Below are 23488 nucleotides of genomic sequence, written 5' to 3'. Positions count from 1 at the left end.
CTCGGTGAGCGCCAGGCCGCCGCGGGCGAGGGTGGGTGGAACGTCGACACCTTTGACGTTCCACCCACCGCAGCCGTTCGTCAGTAGGACTTGTCCTGGCCGAGGACGTGCTGGGCGACGAAGTTGAGGATCATCTCCCGGCTGACCGGGGCGATCCGTCCGGCGCGGACCGCGCCGAGCAGCGTCGACACGCCGTACTCGGTGGTCATGCCGGCCCCGCCGAGCGCCTGGACGGCGGTGTCGACGGCGAGCGCGGCGGCCTCGCCGGCCGCGTACTTGGCCATGTTGCCGGAGATGCCGGCCTCCAGGTCGCGGCCCGCGTCGTAGAGCGTCGCCGCCTTGTGGATCATCAGCCGGGCCAGCTCGACCTGCACTGCCGCGTGCGCCAGCGGGTGCGACACCCCCTGGTGCGAGCCGATCGAGCGCCCGCCCCACACCTTGCGGGTGGACGTGTAGTCGCTGGCCCTCTCGATCGCGTACCGGCCGGTGCCGGCGCCCATCGCGGCCACCGTGATGCGCTCCGGGTTGAGCCCGGCGAACAGCGCGGGCAGCCCGGCGTCGAGCGACTCGCCGACGAGCGCGTCGGCGGGCAGCCGGACGTCGTCGAGGAAGAGCAGGAACTGGTTCTCCGGCGACAGGATCTCCATGTCCAGCTTGGACTTCTCCAGGCCGGGCGCGTCGGTCGGCACGATGAACAGCGCCGGCTTCAACTTCCCGGTGGACGCGTCCTCGGTACGAGCGACCACGAGCACGTGCCCGGCCTCGTCCACCCCGGAGATGTAGATCTTCCGGCCGCTGAGCAGCCAGTCGTCGCCGTCGCGGCGGGCCACCGTGGCGAGGCGGTGGAAGTTCGAGCCGGCGTCCGGCTCGGTGATCGCGAAGACGATCTTCTGGGAGCCGTCGGCGAGGCCGGGGAGGTGCTTCTTGCGCTGCTCCTCCGTACCGTGCTTGTGGATGATCGTGGCGGCGATGGCGGGGGAGACCACCAGGAGCAGCAGCGGGCAGCCCGTCGCGGCCAGTTCCTCGCACACCAGCGCCAGCTCGGTGATGCCGCCGCCCCCGCCGCCGTACTCGGTGGGGATGTTCACGCCCAGGTAGCCCAGCCGGCCGGCCTCGTGCCACAGCTCGTCGGTGTGCCCGCCGGACTTGGCCTTCTCGACGAAGTAGGAGTGGCCGTACTTGCGGCCCAACGCCCGGACGGCGTCGCGGAGCTGGTCCTGCTCGGGGGTCAGGTCGAAGTTCACTGCGGGTCCTCCTCGGGGTCCACCACGGCAAGTACGGCACCCGTCTCGACCTGGCCGCCGGCCGGAACCGGCAGTTCCGTCACCACGCCGTCGGCGGGGGCGAGCACGGGATGTTCGAGCTTCATCGCTTCCAGCGTCAGCAGCAGGTCACCGGCGGCGACCCGCTGACCGACCTCGACGTGCACCCGGGTCACCGCGCCGGGCAGCGGCGCGAGCAGCGACCCGGCCGCCAGCTCCGCGGTGGGCAGGGGCAGGCGGGGCAGCTCGGTGAGGCTCGCCGCCCCGTCCGGGCCGTCCACGAAGACCGACGACCCCGCCCGGTGTACGCGGAAGGCCCGCCGTACCCCGTCGACGTCGAGCACCACCCGGTCCGGGGTGGCAGTCACGAGCTCGACCACCGGCAGGGCGCTGTTAACAGGGGACCCTTCCTCTACCGAATCCGTTAAGAGGGGGCCCTTCCTTCCCCACTCGGCGAGGGCGCCGGTGCGGTCCAGGCGGTACTGGACCTCGATCTCCTCGTCACCCGGGCCGGTGAAGCGGGTGACCTGCGGGACGGACGGCACGTTGCGCCAGCCCGACGGCAGCCCGGCCAGCACCGGGGCGGCGGCCCGGCGCGCGGCGGCACCGGCCAGCGCGGCGGCCAGTGCCGCCACCGGAAGCTGCTCGGCCGGCAGCAGCGGCTCGAACACCTCCGGGTGCCGGTCCAGGAAGCCGGTGTCCACGTCCACGGCGGCGAACTCCGGGCTGCGCAGGACGCGGACCAGCAGGTCCCGGTTGGTGGCCACACCGTGCAGTTCGGCGCGGGCCAGCGCGCCGGCCAGGGCGCGGGCCGCCTCGGTGCGGGTGGGCGCCCAGGCGACGAGCTTCGCCAGCATCGAGTCGTAGTGCACGCTCACCGTCGAGCCGTCCACCACGCCCGAGTCCAGGCGCAGACCACGGGCCGGACCGAACTCGGCGGCGACCCCGGGGATCGCGAACCGGTGCAGCGTGCCGGTGGCCGGACGGAAACCCTGGGCCGGGTCCTCGGCGCACAGCCGTACCTCGATGGCGTGGCCGTCGGCCGGCGGCGTGGTGGTGACCGGCAGCGGCTCGCCCTCGGCGACGAGCAGTTGCAGCCGCACCAGGTCCAGCCCGGTGGTCAGCTCGGTGACCGGGTGCTCCACCTGGAGGCGGGTGTTCATCTCCAGGAAGTGCACCTGACCGTCCGGCGCGAGCAGGAACTCCACGGTGCCCGCGCCGACGTAGTCGACGGCCCGACCGGCCGCCACCGCCGCCTCGTGCAGCGCCGCGCGTACGTCGTCGGGCAGCACACCGGGTGCCTCCTCGACGATCTTCTGGTGCCGGCGCTGGATCGAGCAGTCGCGTACTCCGAGCGCCACGACCGTGCCGTGGGTGTCGCCGAAGATCTGCACCTCGACGTGGCGGCCGCGTTCCACGTACCGCTCGATGAAGACGGTGCCGTCGCCGAACGCCGCCGCCGCCTCGCGGCGTGCGCCCGCGACGGCCTCGGCCAGCCCGTCGGCGTCGCGGACGATCCGCATGCCCCGGCCGCCGCCGCCCGCCGAGGCCTTGACCAGCACCGGGAAGGCGGTCACCTCGGCCGGGTCGGTCCAGGTGGGCAGCATCGGCACGCCCGCGTCGGCGAGCAGCGCCTTGGCGGCCATCTTGTCGCCCATCGCGGCGATCGCCTTGGCCGACGGACCGACCCAGGTCAGGCCCGCGTCGGTCACCGCCGCCGCGAACTCCGCGTTCTCGGCCAGGAACCCGTAGCCGGGGTGGACGGCGTCGGCGCCGGAACGCCGGGCCGCGTCCAGGACGGCGTCGATGCGCAGGTACGTCTCGGCCGGCGTGTTACCCGGCAGCCGTACGGCCTGGTCGGCGTCGGCGACGAACGGCGCGTCGGCGTCCGCGTCGGAGTGCACGGCGACGGTGGCCACGCCGAGGGTGCGGCAGGTGGCGAAGACCCGGCGGGCGATTTCGCCCCGGTTCGCAACCAGAAGCTTGGTGATCATTTTGAGCACGCCCCCTACATCCGGAAGACGCCGAAACCGTCGGCGCCCTTCACCGGTCCGTTGTGGATCGCCGACAGGCACAGCCCGAGGACGGTACGGGTGTCCCGGGGGTCGATCACCCCGTCGTCGTAGAGCCGCCCGGACAGGAACAGAGCGCCGGACTGCGACTCGATCTGCTGCTCGACCATCATCCGCATGGCGGCGTCGGTGTCCTCGTCGTACTCGCGTCCCCGCGCGGCGGCGGCCTGGCGGGCCACGATGGACAGCACCCCGGCGAGCTGCGCCGGGCCCATCACCGCCGACTTCGCGTTCGGCCAGGTGAACAGGAACCGGGGCTCGTACGCCCGGCCGCACATGCCGTAGTTGCCGGCGCCGTAGGAGGCGCCCAGATTGACGGTCAGGTGCGGCACCTTCGAGTTCGACACCGCGTTGATCATGAAGGCGCCGTGCTTGATGATGCCGCGCTGCTCGTACTCGGTGCCGACCATGTAGCCGGTGGTGTTCTGGAGGAAGACCAGCGGTGTGTCCGCCGCGTTGGCGAGCTGGATGAACTGGGCCGCCTTCTGCGCCTCCTCGCTGAACAGCACGCCTCGGGCGTTCGCCAGCACGCCGACCGGGTAGCCGTGCAGCTCACCCCAGCCGGTCACCAGCGCGGTGCCGTAGCCGGGCTTGAACTCGTCGAACGCGCTGTCGTCGAGCACCCGGGCCAGCACCTCGCGCGGGTCGAACGGCACCTTCAGGTCGGCGCTGGCGATGCCGAGCAGCTCCTCCGGGTCGTACCGGGGTGGCAGCGGGTGCGGGTTGCGCGGCGGCGGGCCCTGCTTGCGCCAGTTGAGCCGGCGGACGCACTGCCGGGCCAGCCGGATGCCGTCGCGCTCGTCCTCGGCGAGGAAGTCGGCCAGGCCGGACGTGGTAGCGTGCATCGCCGCGCCGCCGAGCGACTCGTCGTCGGTGACCTCGCCGGTGGCCATCTTCACCAGCGGCGGCCCGGCCAGGTAGACCTGCGACCGGTCCCGGATCATGATGGTGAAGTCCGACATGCCCGGCACGTACGCGCCACCGGCGGTGGCGTTGCCGAAGACGACGCTCACGGTCGGGATCCGCTGCGCGGACAGCCGGGTCAGGTCACGGAACACCCGGCCGCCGGGGATGAAGATCTCCGCCTGGGTGGGCAGGTCCGCGCCGGCCGACTCGACCAGGTTCACCATCGGCAGCCGGTTGGCCGCCGCGATCTCACCGGCCCGTCGGGTCTTCGCCAGCGACCACGGGTTGATCGCGCCGCCGCGTACCGTCGGGTCGTTCGCCACGATCAGGCACTCGACGCCCTCGACCACGCCGATGCCGGTCACGGTGCTGGCGCCGACCGGGAAGTCGGTGCCGTACGCGGCCACCGACGACAACTCCAGGAACGGGCTGTCCGGGTCGAGCAGCAGCTCGATCCGCTCCCGGGGGAGCAGCTTGCCGCGACCGTGGTGGCGGGTCACGTACTTTTCGCCGCCACCGCCCCGGGCCTGGTCGAGCGCCTCCTCCAGCTCGGCCAGGCGTTCCAGCAGCGCCTCCCGGTTCGCGGTGAAGGCGGGCGCGGACGGGTCGATGGTGCTCTGCAGGACAGTCGTGCTCATAGGCCCATGCCCTTCGCGATGATCTCGTTCATGATCTCGGTGGTGCCGCCGCCGATGCCGAGCAGACGGGCGTCCCGGTAGTGCCGCTCCACCTCGGCGTCGCGCATGTAGCCGAAGCCGCCGTGCAGTTGCAGCGCCGCGTCGACCACCCAGTCGCAGGTGGCCACCGCGACGTTCTTCGCCATCGCCACCTCGGTCACCACCGGCTGCCCGGCGGCCACCCGCTCGGCGACGTCGTGCACGTACGCCCGGGCCGCGTCGGTGCGGCTGTGCATCTCGGCCAGCTTGTGCCGGACGACCTGGCGTCCGACGAGCGGACGGCCGAACGTGGAGCGGTCCCGGCACCACTGCACCGACAGGTCCACGCAGCGCTGCGCGGTCGCGTACGCCTGGGTGGCGAGCGACAGCCGCTCGTTGGCGAACTGCTGCATGATGGCGAGGAATCCGGTGTCCTCCGGGCCGACCCGGTTCGTCACCGGCACCCGTACGTCGACGAAGGACAGCTCGGCCGTGTCGGAGCAGTGCCAGCCCAGCTTCTCCAGCCGCCGGCCCACTGTGAACCCGGGCGTGCCCTTGTCGATCACCAGCAGGCTGACGGAGCCCGAGCCGGGGAAGTCGGTGCAGACCGCGGTGGTGACGAAGTCGGCGCGGACCCCGCTGGTGATGTACGTCTTGGCGCCGTTGACGACGTAGTGGTCGCCGTCGCGGACGGCGCAGGTGCGGATGCCCGCCACGTCCGAGCCGCCGTCCGGTTCGGTGATCGCCAGTGCGCCGATCATCGTCCCGGCGAGCGCGGGCCGGACGTACTTGTCGATCAGCCCTTCGTCCTGGGTCTCGACCATGTGCGGCAGCGCGATCCCGTGCGTGAACAACGCGGCGACCAGCCCGGACGACCCACCCGAGCGGATGATCTCCTCGGTGACCACCATCGAGTCGAGCAGGTCACCACCGCTGCCGCCGACCGACTCCGGGAAGCCGATGCCGAGCAGGCCGATCTTCGCGGCGGTCTCGTGCAGCGACCGGGGCACCTCGCCCGCCCGCTCCCAGTCGGACAGGTGCGGCAGCACCTCCCGGGTGACGAACGAGCGGGTCAGCTCGCGCAGTTGCCGGCGTTCCGGCGTGTCCACGATGGTCATGCGCGTGCCTCCGTCGGTAGGTCGACCACCCGGGAGCGCAGCAACTCGCCGAGCGCCTTGGCCTGGGGGTCGAACCGGGTGGACGCGGCCACGCCCTGTCCGAGCAGCCCTCGGATCACGAAGTTGACGGCACGCAGGTTCGGCAGCTCGTACCGCTCGACGGTGAGCGCCGCCGTCTCCGGCAGCAGCTCGGCCAGCCGCTCCACCGTCAGCCAGTCGCGCAGCCACGGCCAGGTCGCGTCGGTGCGCGCCCAGACGCCCAGGTTGGCGTCGCCGCCCTTGTCGCCGGACCGCGCGCCGACCAGCTCACCGAGCGGCCCTCGCCGGGTTGCGGGTAAGGAAGGGCCCCCTGTTAACGCCTCGTGTTGTACCGGGGCCCCCTGCAAACCGCCCGTCACCGTCGGCGGAGGGATCGGCACCCGCTCGCCGGACGGCAGCACCGCGACGTGCTCGACCGCGTCCTGCGCGATCGTGTCGGCGGTGAACACCCCGTACGGCGTCGCGTCGCCGGGCAGCGTGGTGAGCGTGCAACCCGGGTACGAGGCCAGCGCCAGCTCCACCGCCGCCGCCGAGAACGCCCGCCCGGCCCGCGACTTGTCGCCGTCGCGCAGGTGTACGTGCAGCAGCGCGCTCGCCGCCTCGGTGTCGCCGGTGTCCGGGTGGTCGGTACGGGCCAGCGTGAACTCCAGCCCTTCCGTGCCGACCGACTCCTCGATCTGGGCGCGGACCAGTGCCGCCTTGGCCGGGATGTCCAGCCCGCACAGCACGAACGTCATCGAGTTGCGGAAGCCGCCCAGGTTGTTGACGCCCACCTTGAGCGTGTCCGGCGGCGGCGTGCCGCGCACCCCGGAGACGCGTACCCGGTCCGGGCCCTCCTGCTCCAGCCGCACCGTGTCCAGCCGGGTCACCACGTCCGGCCCGAGGTAGTCCGGCCCGCCCACCTCGTACAGCAGTTGGGCGGTGACCGTCTCCACGGTGACCGCGCCGCCGGTGCCGGGGTGCTTGGTGAGCACCGACGAGCCGTCCGGGTGCAGCTCGGCGATCGGGAAGCCGGGGCGGTGCCCGCCGTCCGGCAGTTCGGTGAAGAAGCTGAAGTTGCCGCCGGTGACCTGCGCGCCGCACTCGATCAGGTGACCGGCCACCGTCGCGCCGGCCAGCGCGTCGAGGTCGTCGCGGGTCCACCCGAAGCGGGCGATGGCCGGACCGACCGCCAGCGAGGCGTCGGTCACCCGCCCGGTGACCACCACGTCCGCGCCCGCGTCGAGGCAGGCCGCGATGCCGAACGCACCCAGGTACGCGTTCGCGGTCAGCGCGTCCGGCCGCTGGATCGCGTCGCCCTCGACGTACCCGACCCGGACCTGGAGGCCGAGCCGGTCGCCGAGCGACCGGATCGCGTCGGCCAGCCCGGCCGGGTTGAGGCCGCCCGCGTTGGTGACGAGCGTGACGCCGCGTTCCAGCGCGGTGCCGAGCACGCCCTCCGCCTGGCGCAGGAAGGTTTTCGCGTAGCCCAGCGACGGGTCGCGCATCCGGTCCCGGCCGAGGATGAGCATGGTCAGCTCGGCCAGGTAGTCACCGGTCAGCACGTCCAGCTCGCCGCCGTCGAGCATCTCCCGCCAGGCGGCGAAGCGGTCGCCGTAGAAGCCCGACGCGTTCCCGATCCGCAGCACGCTCATGAGGGAACTCCGCTCGCGGCGGGTTCCCGCTTGTCGCCGGGCGGGCCGGCGAACGCCTGGGCCACGTCCAGCCACTCGTCGGCCACCGGTCCGGTAGCGGTCAGGGCCAGGTCGGCGCGGTGCCGGCGCTGCGTGACGAGCAGGCAGAAGTCGAGCGCCGGGCCGGTCACCCGGTCGGCCGCGTCCGCCGGCCCGAACTCCCACACGTCACCGCCCGTGGGCGCGGTCAGCTCGACCCGCACCGGCGCCGTGGGCACCGCGCGGCCGTGGGCCGCGAAGCCGTGCCCGAGGGTACGGAAGCCGAGGTGCGCGATGTGCCGCAGGCGCTGCGTCGGGGCACGGCTGACGCCGAGCGCGTCGGCCACGTCCTCGCCGTGCGCCCACGTCTCCATCAGCCGGGCCGTCACCATCGACGTCGGCGACATGCTGGTGCCGTACCAGGGGATCTTCTGCCCGGCCGGGACGGCGGCGACCGCTCCGGCGAGCGCCGACCGGCCGGAACGCCAGCGGGCCAGCAGCGCGGCCGGGGGCGCGAGGAAGGACTCGGCACCGTCCTCGACCAGGCGCGACGGGTCCGGCGCGGCCATCACCGAGGCGAAGAACGCGGACTCGTCGGTGGCCGCCAGGTACGCGACGTGGTCGGTCCAGGCCAGGTGCGCGATCTGGTGTGCGACGGTCCAGCCCGGGGCTGGCGTCGGCCGCTCCCATCCTTCCGGCGGCAGGTCCGCGACGAGCGCGTCGAGCTGTTCGGACTCGGCGGCCAGATCCGCGAGCAGGGCTGTCAGGTCGACCATTGTGCCTCCGGGCGGGGGTGGGCAGGGGATCAGTGCCGCTCGCTCTCGGGGGTGAGCAGCGCGGCGAGCTGGCGTTTCCAGGTGTGCAGCAGGGCGGCGCGGCGCGGCGAGTCGTCGCTGAGCAGGTTGGCCACGCCGAGGCCGCGGAGCAGGTCGAGCGTGGCCTGCACCGACTCGCGTACGCCTGGCTTGCGCTCGTCCACACCGAGCAGTTCGACGGTGAGCCGGTGCATCTCGCGACCGATCCGCGCCTCCAGCGGCACCAGCGCGGCCCGCAGCTCGGCGTCGGTACGGGCGGCCACCCACAGCTCCAGCGCGGCCACGAACAGCGGGCCGGTGAACGAGGCGGCGAGCAGGTCGACCACCCCGTCGAGCCGCTTCGAGCCGACCGGCAGGTGCGCCGCCTCGGCGCGCAGCTCGGCCGCCCGGCGCTCGGTCAGGTGGGTGACGGCGGCGGTCACCAGCGCGGCCCGGGTGGGGTAGTGGTGCAGCTGGGCGCCCCGGGAGACGCCGGCGCGGGCGGCCACCACAGTCGTCGTGGTGCCGGACCAGCCGTGCTCCACCAGGCACTCGACAGTCGCCTCCAGCAGCCGGGCCTGGGTGGCACGGCTGCGCTCCTGCTGTGGAACCCGGCTCGACACGCAGACAGCGTGCCCCGCCCAAAACAAACAGTCAAGCCTGACTTTTTTGAAAGGAGGGGGCCCTTGTTAACGCCTGCGGTAGAGGAAGGGCCCCCTTTTAACGCCTCAGCGGCCGTCGCGCGGCGCGAAGACCGTGAGCGCGTCGGCGTCGGAGTGACGGGAGCGGACGTACTCGTCGGCCCAGGCCGCCGCATCCGGGAACGTGGACTCGGCGGCGATCCGGGCGCAGGCGGCGTCCACGTCGAAGCGCGTCCGGCGCATCTGCACGCCCGGGCCGAGCAGCGCCCACCAGGCGCCCGCGCCCCCGTACGGCATTCCGACGCTGCCCGGGTTCACCACCAGGCGACGGTCGGCCAGCCGGGTGAACGGCATGTGCGTGTGCCCGCAGACCACCGTGCCGACCTCGGCCGGCAGGCCGGCGAAGACCTCGGCCCAGCGGTTGAGCCGTGAGTCGACGAGCACTACCTCCTCGTCGTCGCGCGGGGTGGCGTGGCAGAACAGCACCTCGCCCAGGCCGGTGACCGGCAGCGTGACGGACGGCGGCAGCGCGGCCAGCCGGGCCACCTGGTCGTCGCGGAGCTGCCCCGCGGCCCAGTTGGAGACCTCGATCGCCGACGGCCTGCCGGCCCGCGCCTGCACCAGCTCCCGGTCGGCGTTCCCGCCGACCCAGCAGGCCCGGTCACCGAGCGCGGCCAGCCGGTCCAGCACCTCGACCGGCTGCGGACCGGCCGCCAGGTCACCGGTGAGGACGATCAGGTCGGCGGCGGCCACGTCCGGCTCGGCCAGGACTGCTTCCAGCGCGGGCAGCACACCGTGGATGTCGGAGAGGACGGCGACGCGATCGGGCATCGTCCCAGCCTGGCGACACCGGCGCGGGAGGACCAAGCGATTCTGCGGTGGGCAGAGACGGCACCGGCCCGCTCGGGCACGGCACTGCCCGATGCGCTCGAAGACGGCACCGGCCCGGCTCCGCGCGGTGGCGGGCCGGGCCGGGAAGCCGGTACGGAGGATCAGACCCGCGCGCGGCGGGCCAGGCGCTCCGGGTCGAGGATGATGATGCTCTTGCCGTCCAGCCGCAGCCAGCCGCGCGAGGCGAAGTCGGCCAGCGCCTTGTTGACGGTCTCCCGGGAGGCGCCGACGAGCTGGGCGATCTCCTCCTGGGTGAGGTCGTGCGTCACGCGCAGCACGCCGCCGTCGCGGGTGCCGAACCGGCCGGCCATCTGGAGCAGGTTCTTGGCGACCCGGCCCGGTACGTCGGTGAAGATCAGGTCGGCGAGCGAGTCGTTGGTCCGGCGGAGCCGGCGGGCGAGCACCCGCAGCAGCTGCTCGGCGATCTCGGGCCGGTTGTTCAGCCACGGCCGCAACGCCTGCTTGCGCAGCCGGACCAGGCGGGTGTCGGTGACCGCGGTGGCCGTCGCCGTACGCGGACCGGGGTCGAAGAGCGACAGCTCACCGACCATGTCCGACGGGCCCATCACGGCGATCAGGTTCTGCCGGCCGTCGGCCGCGCGGCGACCCACCTTGATCTTGCCGGACAGGAGGATGTAGAGACTGTCGCCGGGCTCGCCCTCGTTGAATACGATCTCGCCCTTGCGGACCTCGATCGTCTCCATCTCCTTGGCGAGCGCCTCGGCAGCCTCCGGGTCGACACCCTGGAAGATCCCGCTGCGGGCCAGTACCTCGTCCATCGCGCACCTCCACCTGCGCGTGCCGTCCGTCGGCCGGGTCTGCCGTCCGCTGATCCCTCGCGCGCCGCCAGTCTAGGCGCACATGAGCAGGAATCAGAGGTGCACCCCTGGAATCTTGATCGTTGGGCGTAACCCGCCCGACCTGGGGAGCGGCTAGGATCCCGCCTCCGGCCCGGGCCGGCGCCACCCGTTCCCACCTGTGATCGTAGGGTGACCGGCGTGCTGTGTGAGCCGTTCCTGACCAGCCGGTCCGAATCCGGGTGGGACATCCCGCTGCTGGCCTGGCGGGCCGAGTCGCCGCTGCTCGCGGTCGGCTCCGCGCCGCTGGGCGGGGGGATCGGCGTCCGCCGGTGGGTGCTGAACGCGACGGTCCCGATGTCGTACGACCGGGACGACCCCGCCGCGCACCTGGCCGAGCTGGCGCGCGGCCTCGACCTGGACGGCCCCGGGGTCGGGCTGCTGACCGGCGTGGACGTGAGCGAGGTGGTCCGCCGCACCGACGGCGGCGTCCGGGTCTGGGCGACTGTCGGCCTGGGCACGCCGGTGTGGGCCGCCGCCCCCGAGCCGGCCACCGCCGCACCCGCGCCGGCCCCGCACGCCGCGTCGGCGCCGTCGGCCGCGAGCGAGCCGGCGCGGCCCGCGCAGCGCGTCGGCACCGTCAACATCGTCGCGTACGTGCCGGTGCGGCTCGGCGACGCCGCCCTGGTGAACGCCGTGGCCACCGCCACCGAGGCGAAGGCGCAGGCGATCTGGGAACTGGGACTCCCCGCCACCGGCACCCCCACCGACGCGGTGACGGTGCTCTGCCCGGCTGACGGCGATCCGGCCCCGTACGGCGGTCCCCGGTCGGCCTGGGGCGCACCGCTGGCCCGCGCCGTGCACGCCGCCGTCCGCTCCGGCGGCGCCGGGACCGTCGTGCCCTGGTCCGACCGGCGGGCGGGCTGACGTGGGCCCGTCACACGCGACACGTCGGGTTTTCCGACCGATCGGCCCTCGTCGCGGCGTTCCGGGGACGGTAGCGTCGCCGACGATGTACGCTCCCGCCCGCTCTGTGCCCCGTACCCTCCGCGCCGCCGTCGCCGGACCGCCCGCTGCCGCTCCCGGCCCGCGCCGCGCGGTGCTCGGCCGGCGCCTGGCCGCGCTCGCCGCGCTGTTCGCCGTCCTGTTCGTCGCCGGCTGCGGCGGCGACGCCGGCGGGTCCGGTGGCGACCCCCGATGGCAGGCGGGACAGGGCGGTGGCGCGACCGGACCGGCCACCGGCGAGCAGCCCGCCGCGTCGGACCCGGCGAAGGAGCCGTCGATCTCGCTCACCGCGACCGGTGACGTGATCATGGGCAACGCGCCGGACCGGCTGCCCCCGAACGGCGGCAAGGGCTTCTTCGACGACGTCAAGTCGGCGCTCAAGGGCGACCTGGTGATGGGCAACCTGGAGGAGCCGCTCACCGACGACACCGGCGCCGGCAAGTGCGGCCCGCAGCCGAAGAACTGCTACCAGTTCCGGGCGCCGCCCGGCTATGCCGCGCACCTGCGCTCGGCCGGGTTCCAGCTGCTCAACCAGGCCAACAACCACGGCTACGACTACGGCCGCCAGGGCTACGAGAACACCCAGTCGGCGCTGGAGGCGCACGGGCTCAAGCACACCGGCGCGCCGGGCGAGATCACCGTGGTGGACGTCAAGGGCATCAAGGTCGCCGTGGTCGGCTTCTCGTCGTACCCCTGGTCGAACAGCCTGGTCGACCTGAACGCCGCCAAGCAGGTGATCGAGATGGCCAAGGAGCAGGCCCAGATCGTGGTGGTGCAGGTGCACATGGGTGCCGAGGGGTCGGACAAGACCCGGGTGAAGCCGGGCACCGAGATGTTCTTCGGCGAGAACCGCGGCGACCCGATCCGCTTCTCCCGCACCGTCATCGACGCGGGCGCCGACCTGGTCGTCGGGCACGGCCCGCACGTGTTGCGCGGGATGGAGTTCTACAAGGGGCGGCTGATCGCGTACAGCCTCGGCAACTTCGCCGGTGGCGGGAAGTCGCTGAACAGCTCGGGCCGGCTCGGCTGGGGCGGCGTGCTCAAGGTGTCGCTCACCGCCGACGGGACGTTCGTCGGCGGCACGTTCACCTCCACCGTGATGAACGGCGTGGGTCGTCCGTCCGTGGACCGGCAGAACCGCGGCCTCGGGCTGGTCCGCGAGCTGAACCGGGCCGACTTCCCGGACACCGGCGCCAAGCTCGACGGAACCGGCAAGATCACCGCACCGGCGGGTGGCTGAGCGCACGGCCGCCGCGCCGAGCCGCCGGAGCGTCGGCCCCGCGACGTAGGCTGGCCGACGTGACCACGCGCTCCCCCGAGACCGACCTCGGTCGTACGCGCCGCGCCCGGCGCATCGGCCGGGTGCTGACCGAGACGCATCCTGACGCGCACTGTGAACTCGACCACTCAGGCGCGCTCGAGCTGGCGGTGGCGACGATCCTGTCCGCCCAGTGCACCGACAAGAAGGTCAACGAGGTCACGCCGAAGCTGTTCGCCCGCTACCGCTCCGCCGCCGACTACGCGGGCGCGGACCGCGCCGAGCTGGAGGAGCTGATCCGGCCCACCGGGTTCTACCGCAACAAGACCAGCTCGCTGATCAATCTCGGGCGGGCGCTCTGCGAGCGGTACGACGGCGAGGTGCCCGGCCGGCTCGACGACCTGGTGACGCTGCCGGGGATCGGCCGCAAGACCGCCAACGTGATCCTCGGCAACGCCTTCGGTGTCCCCGGCATCACCGTCGACACCCACTTCCAGCGGCTGGTGCAGCGGTGGCAGCTCACCACCGAGACCGACCCGGTGAAGATCGAGCACGCGATCGGCGCGCTCTACCCGAAGCGCGACTGGACGATGCTGTCGCACCGGGTGATCTTCCACGGCCGCCGGGTCTGCCACGCCCGCAAGCCCGCCTGCGGCGCGTGCACGTTGGCGAAGCTCTGTCCCGCGTACGGCACCGGGCCGACCGAGCCAGCCGCCGCGGCCAAGCTGCTCAAGGGCCCCCGCGCCCGCGACCTGGCGGTGGCCGTCGGCCTCGACCCCGACCTGGTGCCGCAGCAGGCCGCCGCGGCGGACGTGCCGTGATGCGCCGGTTCGCCTACCTGCTCGTCCCGCTGCTGCTGGCGGCGGCGGGCTGCACCGCCACCACCGAGGAACCGGAACGTCCGGCGCCGGCGACCCGGGCCGAGCGTCCTTCGCCGTTCGCCGACTGCGCCCCGCTGACAGTCGCGCCCGCCGCCGCGTCCCCGGCGCCCACCGGGAAGGCCGAGGGTCAGCTGCCCGATCTGACGCTGAACTGCTTCACCGGTGGGGCGCCGGTGAACCTGCGCGACGTCAAGGGCCCGGCGGTGATCAACGTGTGGGCCTCCTGGTGCCCGCCGTGCCGCAAGGAGCTGCCCGCCTTCCAGCGGCTCAGCGAGCGGGCCGACGGCCGGTTCCAGGTGATCGGCGTGAACAGCCGCGACAGCCGCGGCGGCGCGCAGTCCATCGGCGAGGACTACGGCGTCGACTTCCCGATGCTGCTCGACCAGGGTGACGCGTTCCAGCGCGCGCTGGAACGCAACGCGTTCCCGCTCACCGTGCTCGTCGACGCCGACGGACGGATCCGGCACACCGACGCGACCGGCGCCCTCGACGACGCCCGCCTCGCCGCGCTGCTCGAGCGCCACCTCGGGGTGCGGGTATGACCCGACGGCCACCCGGGTGGTTCGACCCGCTGCTGGGCCGGCTCGGCACCGCGCGGGCGGAGGACTTCACCCGCATCGTCACGCCGGAAAGCGGCGGCCGGGAGAGTGCCGTGCTGGTGCTGCTCGGCGAGGAGCCCGGCGCGGGGCCGGACGTACTCGTCCTCCAGCGCGCCGCGACGCTGCGCAACCACGCCGGTCAGCCGGCCTTCCCGGGTGGTGCGGCCGACCCGGAGGACGCCGATGCCCGCGCCACCGCGCTGCGCGAGGCGAACGAGGAGGTCGGTCTCGACCCCGGCAGCGTCACGGTGCTGGCCGAGCTGCCCCGGCTCTGGATCCCGGTCAGCGACTTCGTGGTCACCCCGGTCCTCGCCTGGTGGCACGACCCGCACCCGGTGCACCCCCGCGAGCCGGCCGAGGTCGCCCACGTGGCCCGGCTGCCGGTCACCGAGCTCGTCGATCCGGACAACCGCATGCGGGTCCGCCACCCGAGCGGCTGGATCGGCCCGGCCTTCTCGGTGCGCGGCATGCTCGTCTGGGGTTTCACCGCGGGCGTGATCGACCGGCTGCTGGAGATGGGCGGCTGGTCCCGGCCCTGGCCGCACTCGCGTGTGGTGGACCTGCCGCCCGTCGGCGCCACGCCCGCGCCGTCGGCGGGCACCGAGGCCGCCGACGAGAGCCCGGTGCGGTGATCACCCGTACGCATCCTCGGGTCACGTTCAGCGAGCGCTGAGCCGAGCACGGGCCCAGTGCCCGTACCCTTGGGGCGTGTCCGCCGTGGATCTCGTCCTTCTCCTGCTCATGCTCGTGTTCGCGATCAGCGGATACCGCCAGGGTTTCGTCATCGGGGCCCTGTCGTTCTCCGGCTTCTTCCTCGGAGCGCTGCTCGGCCTCCAGGTCGGGCCGCTGATCGCGCAGCAGTTCGCGGCGAGCGGCACACGCGTGCTGATCTCCCTGGTGGCGATCTTCGGGCTGGCGGTGCTGGGGCAGGCGCTGGCCGGGTGGCTCGGCTCCAACCTGCGGGCCGCCATCACCGGTCCGGCCGGCCGGAAGATCGACGACGTCGGCGGCGCGTTCATCTCGGTCGTCGCGGTCATGCTCGTGGCGTGGCTGGTCGCCGTGCCGCTCGGCTCCTCCTCGGTGCCGTGGCTGGCGTCCTCGGTGCGCAACAGCGCGCTGCTCACCGTCGTCGACCAGGTGCTGCCGGACAAGGCGCAGGACCTGTCCACCGCGTTGCGCGACACGGTCGACACCAACGGCTTCCCGGACGTGTTCGGCGACCTCGCGCCGACCCGGGCCCGGCAGGTCGCACCGCCCGACCCGGCGCTGGCCAACTCCCAGGTGGTGCAGAACAGCAGGCGGTCGGTGGTGAAGGTGCTCGGCTCCGCGCCGAGCTGCTCGCGCCGCATCGAGGGCTCCGGCTTCGTGTACGCCGACGACCGGGTGATGACGAACGCGCACGTGGTGGCCGGCACCCGCTCGGTGGCGGTCGAGTTGCGCGGCGAGCGGTACGACGGCGAGGTCGTCGTCTACGACCCGGACCGGGATCTGGCGGTGCTCCACGTACCGGGGCTGCCCGGGCCGTCGCTGCGCTTCGCCGCCGGACCGGCCGCCACCGGCGCCGACGCGATCGTGCTCGGCTTCCCGCTCGACGGCCCGTACGACGCCCGCCCGGCCCGGATCCGGGACGTCGACCGGATCACCGGCCCGGACATCTACTCGGCCGGTGACGTCAACCGGGAGATCTACACGATCCGGGCGCTGGTACGCAGCGGCAACTCCGGCGGCCCACTGATCTCCTCGAACGGTCTGGTGCTCGGCGTGATCTTCGCGGCGGCGGCGGACGACCCGAACACCGGCTTCGCGGTGACCGCGGCCGAGGCGCGACCGGTGGCGCTGGCGGGCGCGGAGCGTACCCGGGGAGTGGCGACCGGCGACTGCACCTGAGCCGGCCGGTGGCGCTCAGCCACCCGCCGGTGCTCCCGCCGGTGCGGCCTCGTCGCCGGAGCGGGACAGCGGCAGCCGGGCTCGGCCCCACGTGAGCGTGCGGTCGAGGACCGCCCGCGCCATGATCGCCACGCAGGCGCCGCCGTTGAGGAACGAGGCGACCACGTCGCTGGGGTGGTGCATGCCCCGGTACATCCGGGTGAGCGCCACGCCGATCGGCACCAGCACCAGCAGCGTCCACCAGCCGACCTTGGCCGGGGTGCTGCGCGCCCGCAGCGCCAGCAGCACCGCGAGACCGACGTAGAGCGCGGTGGCCGCCGAGGTGTGCCCGGACGGGAAGCTGGACGTGGGCGGGGAGGCGTCCATGTGCGCGACGGCCGGGCGGTTCCGGTCGATGACCATCGTGGTGAACAGGAAGATCAGCGCCTGCGCGGTCACCGCCGCGCACAGGAACAGCGGCTCCCGCCAGCGGTGCAGCACCAGCCGCAGCACCAGCGCCGCCAGCACCGTCACCACGACGATCATCTGGGTGCTGGCGAGCGTGCTGAACACCAGCGAGACGTCGTTCCAGCCCGGCGTCCGGTCACCGGCCAGCTCCCGGTTGACCGTGTCCTCCACGGTGAACGGCCAGGTGCGGGCCAGCACCCGCGTCACCAGCAGGCCCAGGCCCACCATCAGTGCGAAGAGCACGGCCAGCGGCAGCAGGACACGCCGGGTGACTCGGATCACGACATCGGACATGAGCTCGCCTGTACCCCGGCGCGGGTCCGGCTACGCCCGGTCGCCCTCCGGCCGCTGGTCGGCCAGCTCCGGCTCGACCCCCTCGCGGAGCGGACGGGCGGAGGACCGCCCGGATCCGCCGCGCCAGGTGGCGAACGCGGCCGCTGTCGCGGCCACCACGGCGGCCCCGAGCACCCAGCCGCCCACCACGTCGCTCGTCCAGTGCACGCCCAGCGCGATCCGGCTGAGCCCGGTCACCACGGTGACCAGCAGCGCCGCCGTCCAGAGCGCGACCCGGCCCCGGCGGCTGTCCCGGACGAACGGCAGGAACACCAGCAGCAGCACACCCGCCGCCAGCGTGGCGTTGAGCGCGTGACCGGACGGGAAGGAGTAGCCGGCGGCCCGGGCCACCGGGTCCAGCAGATCCGGCCGGTCCCGCCCCACGAGCAGCTTGAGCAGCGCGCCGAGAAGCCCGCCGGCGACCATGGTGACGACCACCCAGATCCCCAGCCGGGGCGCGCCGCGCCGGACCAGCCAGACCACCAGCACGACCGCTGCCACCCGCAGCGGGCCGGGCCCGAACACGTGCGTCCAGACCGTCATCACACCGACCCAGGCGGGATGGTCCTGCGCGTACCCGTGGAACGCGTCGGCGATCGAGGCGTCCAGCCGCAGCAGGGGCGGCCAGGCGCCGAGCACCAGCAGCGCGATCAGGGCGAACGGCACCAGCACCAGGAACGCCGCGACAACGGTCAGGGTGAGCCGCAGGCCCAGCGAGTGATCGCGGTCGAGGCGGCGGCTCCGCCACGACCGGTGCGCGACAGTCGCCCCGGTGGTGGTGTCCATGGAGCTTCCCCTACCCACCGGAGGGCAGGATCAGACCGGTTCAGCGACGGGCCTGCCGGAACCGGCGAACCATCAACGCGGTGCCGGTGACGAGCGCGACGAACAGGGCCAGGCCGGTCCAGAGCCGCTCCGGGGCGGAGGCGTCCGTCTGCCCGGCCGGCCGGGCGGTCCAGCCGTCCGAGGAATGCCCGAGCGGGTCGCCGCCCCGCCCCGCCGCGGCGGCCCGGGTGTCCCGCCCGTCGCCGGGTGCCGGCCCGAAGCCCACCACGCCCGGGGAGGCGTTGTCGTCGAGCGGGTTGTGGCCCACCGCCGGCACATCGCCGGTGAGCGCGGCCACCGGGTCGACCAGGCCGTAGCCGAACCGGTCGTCACGGCCGGTCGGGCCCAGATCCCGGGCGGTGGTGACCAGTCGGTTCACCACGTCCCCGGCCGGCATCTTCGGATACCGCGCGCGGACCAGGGCCGCGGTCGCGGCGACGAGCGGCGCGGCGAAGCTCGTGCCCTGCACCCGCCAGTAGCCTCCCGGCCGGGCGCCGTAGAGCCCGGTGGCCGGAGCGCTGAGCACCGTCTCGTGACCCGTGATCGAGCCGGACCACAGGTTCTCGCTGGTCCGCTCCAGCCCGGCGACCGCTAGCACACCCGGCTCGCGGGCCGGGTACCAGACCTCGGTGGTCGTCGAGGTGGCCAGGTTGCCGGTGCAGGCGACCACCACCACGTCCCGGGCGAACGCGTAGTCGAGCGCCGCGGCCAGGGCCGGGTTGTCGCTGCTGCCGCCGAGCGACAGGTTGACCACGCGGGCACCGTTGTCGACCGCCCAGCGCACCGCCTTCGCGATGATCAGCGCGTCGTCGTAGCGGTTCTCGGCGTCGAGGACCCGCACCGGCAGGATCTTGGCGTCCGGCGCGAGCCCCACCACGCCCCGGTCGTCGTCGTTGCGCCCGGCGATCAACCCGGCGACGGTGGTGCCGTGCCCCACCGGGTCCGGGCCGTCCGAGCCGTCCGGCGTCACCAGATCCAGGCCCGGAAGCACCTGGCCGACGAGGTCGGGGTGGGTGCCGTCCACACCGGAGTCGATCACCGCGACCACCACGCCGCGCCCGGTCGAGGTGCGCCACGCGGTCTTCGCCCGCAACTCCTCGAGTTGCCACTGCTCGTCGCGTACCTGACCGGTGCGCGGCAGAAGGTCGGGGGCCACCCAGGGACGCGCCACTGTGGCCGGGGCGGCGGGCGCGGCGTGTGCGGGCGGCGCCAACGGACCGGCCACGGTGACGAGTGCCGACACGGCGGCCAGCAGCGCGCGTCCGGCGAGACGCCGGGGCGGCCCTCCGGGCGGTCCCTGCCGATCCCCTGTCACATTCCCCAGCCGTTCGGTCGCGTCAGACACATGCTGCACGGAGATTACCGGTTGTCCCGACCGTCACGGGGCAACTCCGCGAGGCGGATCACCCGGGCGGGAGATGCGCCAGCTGCACCAGGCGCACCCCCTCCCGGCGCGTCACCAGACGCGCCCGGCCCGGGGGCAGCGGCCCGGCCTTCACCTGACCGACGAGCGCGCCCTCCTCCGGACCGCCCGACATCACCAGGCCGGCGGTGGACAGCTCGCGCAGTCGTTGCACGACCGGCTCGTACGCGGTCCGCCCGGCACCGCCGGTCCGCCGTGCCAGCACCAGGTGCAGCCCGACGTCCCGCGCGTGCGGAAGGTGCTCCTCCAGCGCCCGCAACGGGTTCGTCGGCCCGCCCGCCACCAGGTCGTAGTCGTCCACGAGCACGAACAGCTCCGGTCCCTTCCACCACGACCGGCTGCGCAGCTGCGCCGGGGTCACCTCCGGCCCCGGCTGCCGCCCCTGGAGGTAGCCGGCGGCCGACTCGATCAGCTCGGCGGTGTGCGGTGCGGCAGTGCCGTACCCGATCAGGTGTGGAGTGTCGATCACGCCCATCAGGCTGCGCCGGTAGTCCACGAGCATCACCCGGGCCTGCTCCGGGGCGAACCGGTTGACGATCGACGTGGCGAGCGCGCGCAGGAACGACGACTTGCCGCACTCGGCGTCGCCGAAGACCATGAAGTTCGGCTCGGTGGCGAAGTCCAGCACCACCGGGGAGAGGTCCGCCTCGGCCACGCCGATCGGGAACGCCAGCCCGCTCGTCGCGTGCTGGTCCAGTTCGGCGTACGGCAGCACCGGTGGGAGCAGCCGCACCCGGGGCGCCGGCGGGCCGGTCCACGCGCCCGCGACCGCCTTGACCAGATCGGTGGTCTCCGCGCCCAGCGCCTCGACGCGGGGTTCGGCGGTGAGGAAGTGCAGTCCGCCCGCGGTGATGCCGCGGCCCGGACGCTCCTCCGGTACCGTCGCCGCCAGCGCGCGCTTGACCACCACCGAGTCGGCCGGGTCACCCAGGCGCAACTCCAGGCGGGAGCCGAACAGGTCGCGGATCGCCGGGCGGAAGTCCGACCAGCGCAGCGCGGTCGCCACCACGTGCACCCCGTACGCCAGACCCCGGGTGGCGAGCTCGGTGACCAGCGGTTCCAGGTCCTCGTACTCACCGCGCAGCGTGTTCCAGCCGTCCACCACCAGGAACACGTCCCCGAACGGGTCGGGTGCGCCCGCCGCCCGCCGTCGTCGCCACGCGGCCATCGACTCCACACCGGCCTCGGCGAAACGGCGCTCCCGCTCGGCGAGCAGCCCGGCGACCTCGCCGACGGTACGGCGCACGGCGGTGCCGTCGGTCCGTCCGCTGACCCCGCCCACGTGCGGCAGGTCGCGCAGCGTGCCGAGCGTCCCGCTGCCGAAGTCGAGGCAGTAGACCTGCACCTCGGCCGGGGTGTGGGTGAGCGCGAGCGCGCAGACCAGCGTGCGCAGCAGGCTGGACCGGCCGCTGCGGGTGGTACCGACCACCGCGACGTGCCCGGCCGCGCCGTCCAGCGCCAGCCAGAGCAGGTCGCGCCGCTGCTCGAACGGCTTGTCCACCACTGCCACCGGCACCTGCAGCGACCCGTGCAGCTCCGGATTGGCCACCGTCAGCCCGCGTACCGGGTCGGTGCCGACCGGGCCGAGCAGCTCGTCCAGGGCGGGGGAGGCGTCCAGCGGCGGCAGCCACACCTGGTGGGCGGGCGGGCCCTGCCCGGCCAGCCGGTCCACGAGCAGGTCGAGCAGCGTCTCCCCGTTGTCGTCCTCGGCCGGCGGGGCGACCGGCGTCGGCGGCTCCGGCACCGGGACCAGGTGGGTGGAGAACGCGAGCACGCGTGCCTCCCCGGTGCCGGACGCGCCCGCCGCGCCGCCGCGGCGGCGGACCGCGCCGGAGACGTACGCGGCCTTGAACCGGACCAGCGGGTCGGTGCCCGAGCGCAGGTAGCCGTGCCCCGGGCTGCGCGGCAGTTCGTGCGCGTCCGGCACGCCCAGCACCGTCCGGGACTCCAGCGCCGAGAACGTCCGCAACCCGATCCGGTACGACAGGTGCGTGTCCAGCCCGCGCAGCCGCCCCTCCTCCAGCCGCTGGCTCGCCAGCAGCAGGTGCACCCCGAGCGACCGGCCCAGCCGGCCGATCTGCACGAACAAATCGATGAAGTCGGGCTTGGCGGACAGCAGCTCGGAGAACTCGTCGCAGATCAGCAGCAGCGACGGCAGCGGGGCCAGCGGCGAGCCGGCCGCCCGGGCCCGCTCGTAGTCGCGCACGCTCGCGAAGTTGCCCGCCCGGCGCAGCAACTCCTGCCGGCGCATCAGCTCGCCGTTGATCGCGTCCACCATCCGGTCCACCAGCGGCAACGCGTCGGCCAGGTTGGTGATCACGGCGGCGGTGTGCGGCAGCCGCTCGAACGGCGCGAACGTGGCGCCGCCCTTGAAGTCGACGAGGACGAAGTTGAGCTGCTCCGAGCTGTGCGTGGCGGCCAGCCCGAGCACGAGCGTGCGCAGCAGCTCCGACTTGCCCGAGCCGGTCGCGCCGATCAGCAGGCCGTGCGGGCCCATGCCGTCCTGCGCCGACTCCTTCAGGTCGAGGTCGATCGCCCCGCCGTCGGCGCCCACCCCGATCGGCACCCGCAGCCGGTCCCGCGCGGCCCGGGGCGCCCAGCCCTGCTCGGCGGTGAAGCTCTCCGGGTCGCCGAGACCCAGCAGCTCGGGCAGGCCCAGCTCGGCGCCGGGCACCGCGTCCGGTCCGCGTACCGTGCCGGCCAGCCGCAGCGGCGCGAGCCGCCGGGCCACCGCCTCGGCGTCGGCGGGCGCCAGCGCGTCGGCGGCGCCCACCTCGGCGTGGCCCTCCGCGGAGTGCGAGTGCAGCCTGCCGTCGACCAGGTCGAGCAGGAGCGCGTACCGGTCGAGCAGCCGGGGCGGCGGGGTGTCCAGGTCGAGCACGGTGACCGCGTCGATGCCGCCGTCACCCGCCAGGTCGGTCGCGCCGGTCAGGTCGCCGCCGTCGAGCACCACCACGACGTGCGGCCCGTCCGTCGCGGTGCCGTGCGTGCTGAACCGGGACCGCGTGCCGAGCACGTCGTCGAGCAGCCGTTCCAGGTCGGCGGCGGAACTGGTGACCAGCCGCACCGGACCCAGCGCGTCGGTACGCGCCGGATGGTGGGCGTGCGGCAGCCACTTCACCCACTCCCACGCGCTCCGGCGTTCCGGCCCGGCGCAGACCGCGATCAGCAGCTCGTCCGGCGCGTGGAAGACGGCGAGCTGGGTGAGCACCGCCCGGGCCAGCGCCTGCGCGGCGGGCGACCCGGCGCCGCGTACCGGGCCGGCCGGGCCGCGCACGAAGACCCGGGCGAAGCTGCGCAGCGACAGCGCCACCGGCAGGTCCGGCACCACCGAGTACGCGTCCAGGAAGCGCCGCAGCGCCCCGGCCGTCATCGGTTCCAGCTCCTCCAGCGGGCGGGTCACCGGCGGGACCAGCGGGGTGGCCAGCGTCTGCGGCCCGACACCGACCCGGACCACGGCGAAGTCCGGGTCGCCCGGCCGGCGTTCCCAGATCCGGTGACTGTCGACGGTCGACCAGAGCCGCCCCGGCTCGGGATGGCGGTAGGACAGCCCGGCCCGCTGGGCGCCGGCGGTCTCCCGCACCCGGCGCCGGAGCGTGGCCAGGTGGCGCAGGTATTCCCGGCGGGCGGCCATCAGCTCGGACTTCTTCGGCCCGGCGCTGCCCCAGGTGGTCACCAGCATCGCCAGCGAGGAGAGGCCGAACATGCCGCCCACCACGTACGAGTAGGCCCCGCCGCCGCGGCCGAACATCATCGCCATGGCCACCGTCCCGCCGAGCATCGGCAGCACCATCAGCGCCTGCTGCCAGCGCCCACCCGCAGCGGCGGAGATCTCCGGCGGCGCCTCGACGGGCAGCTCACCGACCGGGATCTCCGGTGCCGGGCGGCGTGGCGGCCGCTTGATGACGACAGTGGACACTCGACCCCTCCCGAAAGTGGCTCTGGGTAACCCGAGCCTGGCTCATCGTAGGTAAAGTCCTCTCGTCCGTCAGCCCACTGTTC

General features: G+C 73.9%; 19 protein-coding genes. 6 read left to right on the top strand and 13 right to left on the bottom strand.

The features are described 5' to 3' along the window. Nucleotides 1–80: 80 nt before the first annotated feature. From ACQP26_RS29005 to ACQP26_RS28965, 9 genes are all read right to left on the bottom strand, one after another. Nucleotides 81–1244, bottom strand: a complete 1164-nt coding sequence (locus ACQP26_RS29005; protein ID WP_269703617.1) for an acyl-CoA dehydrogenase family protein — start codon at nucleotides 1242–1244, stop codon at nucleotides 81–83. Further along, on the bottom strand, nucleotides 1241–3256 hold the full coding sequence (locus ACQP26_RS29000; RefSeq protein WP_433494493.1) for a biotin carboxylase N-terminal domain-containing protein: 2016 nt from the start codon (nucleotides 3254–3256) through the stop codon (nucleotides 1241–1243). Before ACQP26_RS29000 ends, ACQP26_RS29005 begins: the two co-directional genes overlap by 4 nt. Nucleotides 3257–3270: 14 nt before the next feature. Further along, nucleotides 3271–4878, bottom strand: coding sequence for an acyl-CoA carboxylase subunit beta (locus ACQP26_RS28995; protein ID WP_269703619.1), 1608 nt, complete (start codon nucleotides 4876–4878; stop codon nucleotides 3271–3273). After that, nucleotides 4875–6014 (bottom strand): acyl-CoA dehydrogenase family protein, encoded by a 1140-nt coding sequence (locus ACQP26_RS28990; protein WP_269703620.1) that lies wholly within the window; start codon nucleotides 6012–6014, stop codon nucleotides 4875–4877. The genes ACQP26_RS28995 and ACQP26_RS28990 overlap by 4 nt, the downstream gene beginning before the upstream one ends. Beyond that, a complete protein-coding gene (locus ACQP26_RS28985) occupies nucleotides 6011–7687 on the bottom strand; it encodes an acyclic terpene utilization AtuA family protein (RefSeq protein WP_281579556.1) in 1677 nt (558 codons plus the stop codon). Before ACQP26_RS28985 ends, ACQP26_RS28990 begins: the two co-directional genes overlap by 4 nt. Then, on the bottom strand, nucleotides 7684–8481 hold the full coding sequence (locus tag ACQP26_RS28980) for a TIGR03084 family metal-binding protein (protein ID WP_433494492.1): 798 nt from the start codon (nucleotides 8479–8481) through the stop codon (nucleotides 7684–7686). The genes ACQP26_RS28985 and ACQP26_RS28980 overlap by 4 nt, the downstream gene beginning before the upstream one ends. Before the next feature lie 29 nt (nucleotides 8482–8510). After that, entirely contained in the window at nucleotides 8511–9122 is a 612-nt protein-coding gene (locus ACQP26_RS28975) for a TetR/AcrR family transcriptional regulator (protein ID WP_269703623.1), read from the bottom strand. Between the two features lie 105 nt (nucleotides 9123–9227). After that, nucleotides 9228–9971 (bottom strand): metallophosphoesterase family protein, encoded by a 744-nt coding sequence (locus ACQP26_RS28970; RefSeq protein ID WP_433494491.1) that lies wholly within the window; start codon nucleotides 9969–9971, stop codon nucleotides 9228–9230. A 161-nt stretch (nucleotides 9972–10132) separates the two neighbouring features. After that, nucleotides 10133–10810, bottom strand: a complete 678-nt coding sequence (locus ACQP26_RS28965; RefSeq protein ID WP_007466162.1) for a Crp/Fnr family transcriptional regulator — start codon at nucleotides 10808–10810, stop codon at nucleotides 10133–10135. Between the two features lie 219 nt (nucleotides 10811–11029). Here ACQP26_RS28965 and ACQP26_RS28960 point away from each other — a divergent pair, with 219 nt between their 5' ends. The 6 genes from ACQP26_RS28960 (at nucleotide 11030) to ACQP26_RS28935 (ending at nucleotide 16458) form a co-directional block, all read left to right on the top strand. After that, complete coding sequence (locus ACQP26_RS28960; RefSeq protein ID WP_433494490.1) at nucleotides 11030–11755, top strand: adenosylcobinamide amidohydrolase; 726 nt, start codon at nucleotides 11030–11032, stop codon at nucleotides 11753–11755. Between the two features lie 172 nt (nucleotides 11756–11927). Next, nucleotides 11928–13073, top strand: coding sequence for a CapA family protein (locus tag ACQP26_RS28955; RefSeq protein ID WP_433496222.1), 1146 nt, complete (start codon nucleotides 11928–11930; stop codon nucleotides 13071–13073). A gap of 59 nt (nucleotides 13074–13132) precedes the next feature. After that, nucleotides 13133–13912, top strand: coding sequence for an endonuclease III (gene nth, locus ACQP26_RS28950; RefSeq protein WP_269703627.1), 780 nt, complete (start codon nucleotides 13133–13135; stop codon nucleotides 13910–13912). Further along, nucleotides 13912–14514 (top strand): TlpA family protein disulfide reductase, encoded by a 603-nt coding sequence (locus ACQP26_RS28945; RefSeq protein ID WP_433494489.1) that lies wholly within the window; start codon nucleotides 13912–13914, stop codon nucleotides 14512–14514. Before nth ends, ACQP26_RS28945 begins: the two co-directional genes overlap by 1 nt. Then, nucleotides 14511–15203: an NUDIX hydrolase gene (locus ACQP26_RS28940; RefSeq protein WP_433494488.1), complete on the top strand. Its 693-nt coding sequence runs from the start codon at nucleotides 14511–14513 to the stop codon at nucleotides 15201–15203. The genes ACQP26_RS28945 and ACQP26_RS28940 overlap by 4 nt, the downstream gene beginning before the upstream one ends. A gap of 76 nt (nucleotides 15204–15279) precedes the next feature. Then, nucleotides 15280–16458, top strand: coding sequence for a MarP family serine protease (locus tag ACQP26_RS28935; protein ID WP_269703630.1), 1179 nt, complete (start codon nucleotides 15280–15282; stop codon nucleotides 16456–16458). A gap of 15 nt (nucleotides 16459–16473) precedes the next feature. Here the strand turns inward: ACQP26_RS28935 and ACQP26_RS28930 are convergent, their stop codons facing one another. The 4 genes from ACQP26_RS28930 to eccCa all read right to left on the bottom strand — a co-directional run bounded on the left by ACQP26_RS28930 (nucleotide 16474) and on the right by eccCa (nucleotide 23405). Continuing rightward, nucleotides 16474–17199: a phosphatase PAP2 family protein gene (locus tag ACQP26_RS28930; protein WP_269703631.1), complete on the bottom strand. Its 726-nt coding sequence runs from the start codon at nucleotides 17197–17199 to the stop codon at nucleotides 16474–16476. A gap of 30 nt (nucleotides 17200–17229) precedes the next feature. Continuing rightward, the gene (locus tag ACQP26_RS28925; RefSeq protein ID WP_281579558.1) at nucleotides 17230–18024 is read right to left on the bottom strand and encodes a phosphatase PAP2 family protein; all 795 of its coding nucleotides are present in this window, start codon (nucleotides 18022–18024) and stop codon (nucleotides 17230–17232) included. Nucleotides 18025–18064: 40 nt separating this feature from the next. After that, the gene (gene mycP, locus ACQP26_RS28920; protein WP_433494487.1) at nucleotides 18065–19378 is read right to left on the bottom strand and encodes a type VII secretion-associated serine protease mycosin; all 1314 of its coding nucleotides are present in this window, start codon (nucleotides 19376–19378) and stop codon (nucleotides 18065–18067) included. An 88-nt stretch (nucleotides 19379–19466) separates the two neighbouring features. Beyond that, on the bottom strand, nucleotides 19467–23405 hold the full coding sequence (eccCa, locus tag ACQP26_RS28915; protein WP_433494486.1) for a type VII secretion protein EccCa: 3939 nt from the start codon (nucleotides 23403–23405) through the stop codon (nucleotides 19467–19469). Nucleotides 23406–23488 lie beyond the last annotated feature (83 nt).

Origin of the sequence: Micromonospora sp. CA-248089 (assembly GCF_050948515.1) — a bacterium.
Classification (GTDB): Bacteria; Actinomycetota; Actinomycetes; order Mycobacteriales; family Micromonosporaceae; genus Micromonospora.
The sequence above is the reverse complement of the archived record's forward strand: the minus strand, read 5'-3'. Positions and strand labels throughout refer to the sequence as shown.

Bases quoted from the DNA above. Each gene is read 5' to 3' on its own strand.
- ACQP26_RS29000 (WP_433494493.1), bottom strand. From the start codon at position 3,256: ATGATCACCAAGCTTCTGGTTGCGAACCGGGGCGAAATCGCCCGCCGG.
- ACQP26_RS28995 (WP_269703619.1), bottom strand. From the start codon at position 4,878: ATGAGCACGACTGTCCTGCAGAGCACCATCGACCCGTCCGCGCCCGCC.
- ACQP26_RS28990 (WP_269703620.1), bottom strand. From the start codon at position 6,014: ATGACCATCGTGGACACGCCGGAACGCCGGCAACTGCGCGAGCTGACC.
- ACQP26_RS28985 (WP_281579556.1), bottom strand. From the start codon at position 7,687: ATGAGCGTGCTGCGGATCGGGAACGCGTCGGGCTTCTACGGCGACCGC.
- ACQP26_RS28980 (WP_433494492.1), bottom strand. From the start codon at position 8,481: ATGGTCGACCTGACAGCCCTGCTCGCGGATCTGGCCGCCGAGTCCGAA.
- ACQP26_RS28970 (WP_433494491.1), bottom strand. From the start codon at position 9,971: ATGCCCGATCGCGTCGCCGTCCTCTCCGACATCCACGGTGTGCTGCCC.
- ACQP26_RS28965 (WP_007466162.1), bottom strand. From the start codon at position 10,810: ATGGACGAGGTACTGGCCCGCAGCGGGATCTTCCAGGGTGTCGACCCG.
- ACQP26_RS28945 (WP_433494489.1), top strand. From the start codon at position 13,912: ATGCGCCGGTTCGCCTACCTGCTCGTCCCGCTGCTGCTGGCGGCGGCG.
- ACQP26_RS28940 (WP_433494488.1), top strand. From the start codon at position 14,511: ATGACCCGACGGCCACCCGGGTGGTTCGACCCGCTGCTGGGCCGGCTC.
- ACQP26_RS28930 (WP_269703631.1), bottom strand. From the start codon at position 17,199: ATGTCCGATGTCGTGATCCGAGTCACCCGGCGTGTCCTGCTGCCGCTG.
- ACQP26_RS28925 (WP_281579558.1), bottom strand. From the start codon at position 18,024: ATGGACACCACCACCGGGGCGACTGTCGCGCACCGGTCGTGGCGGAGC.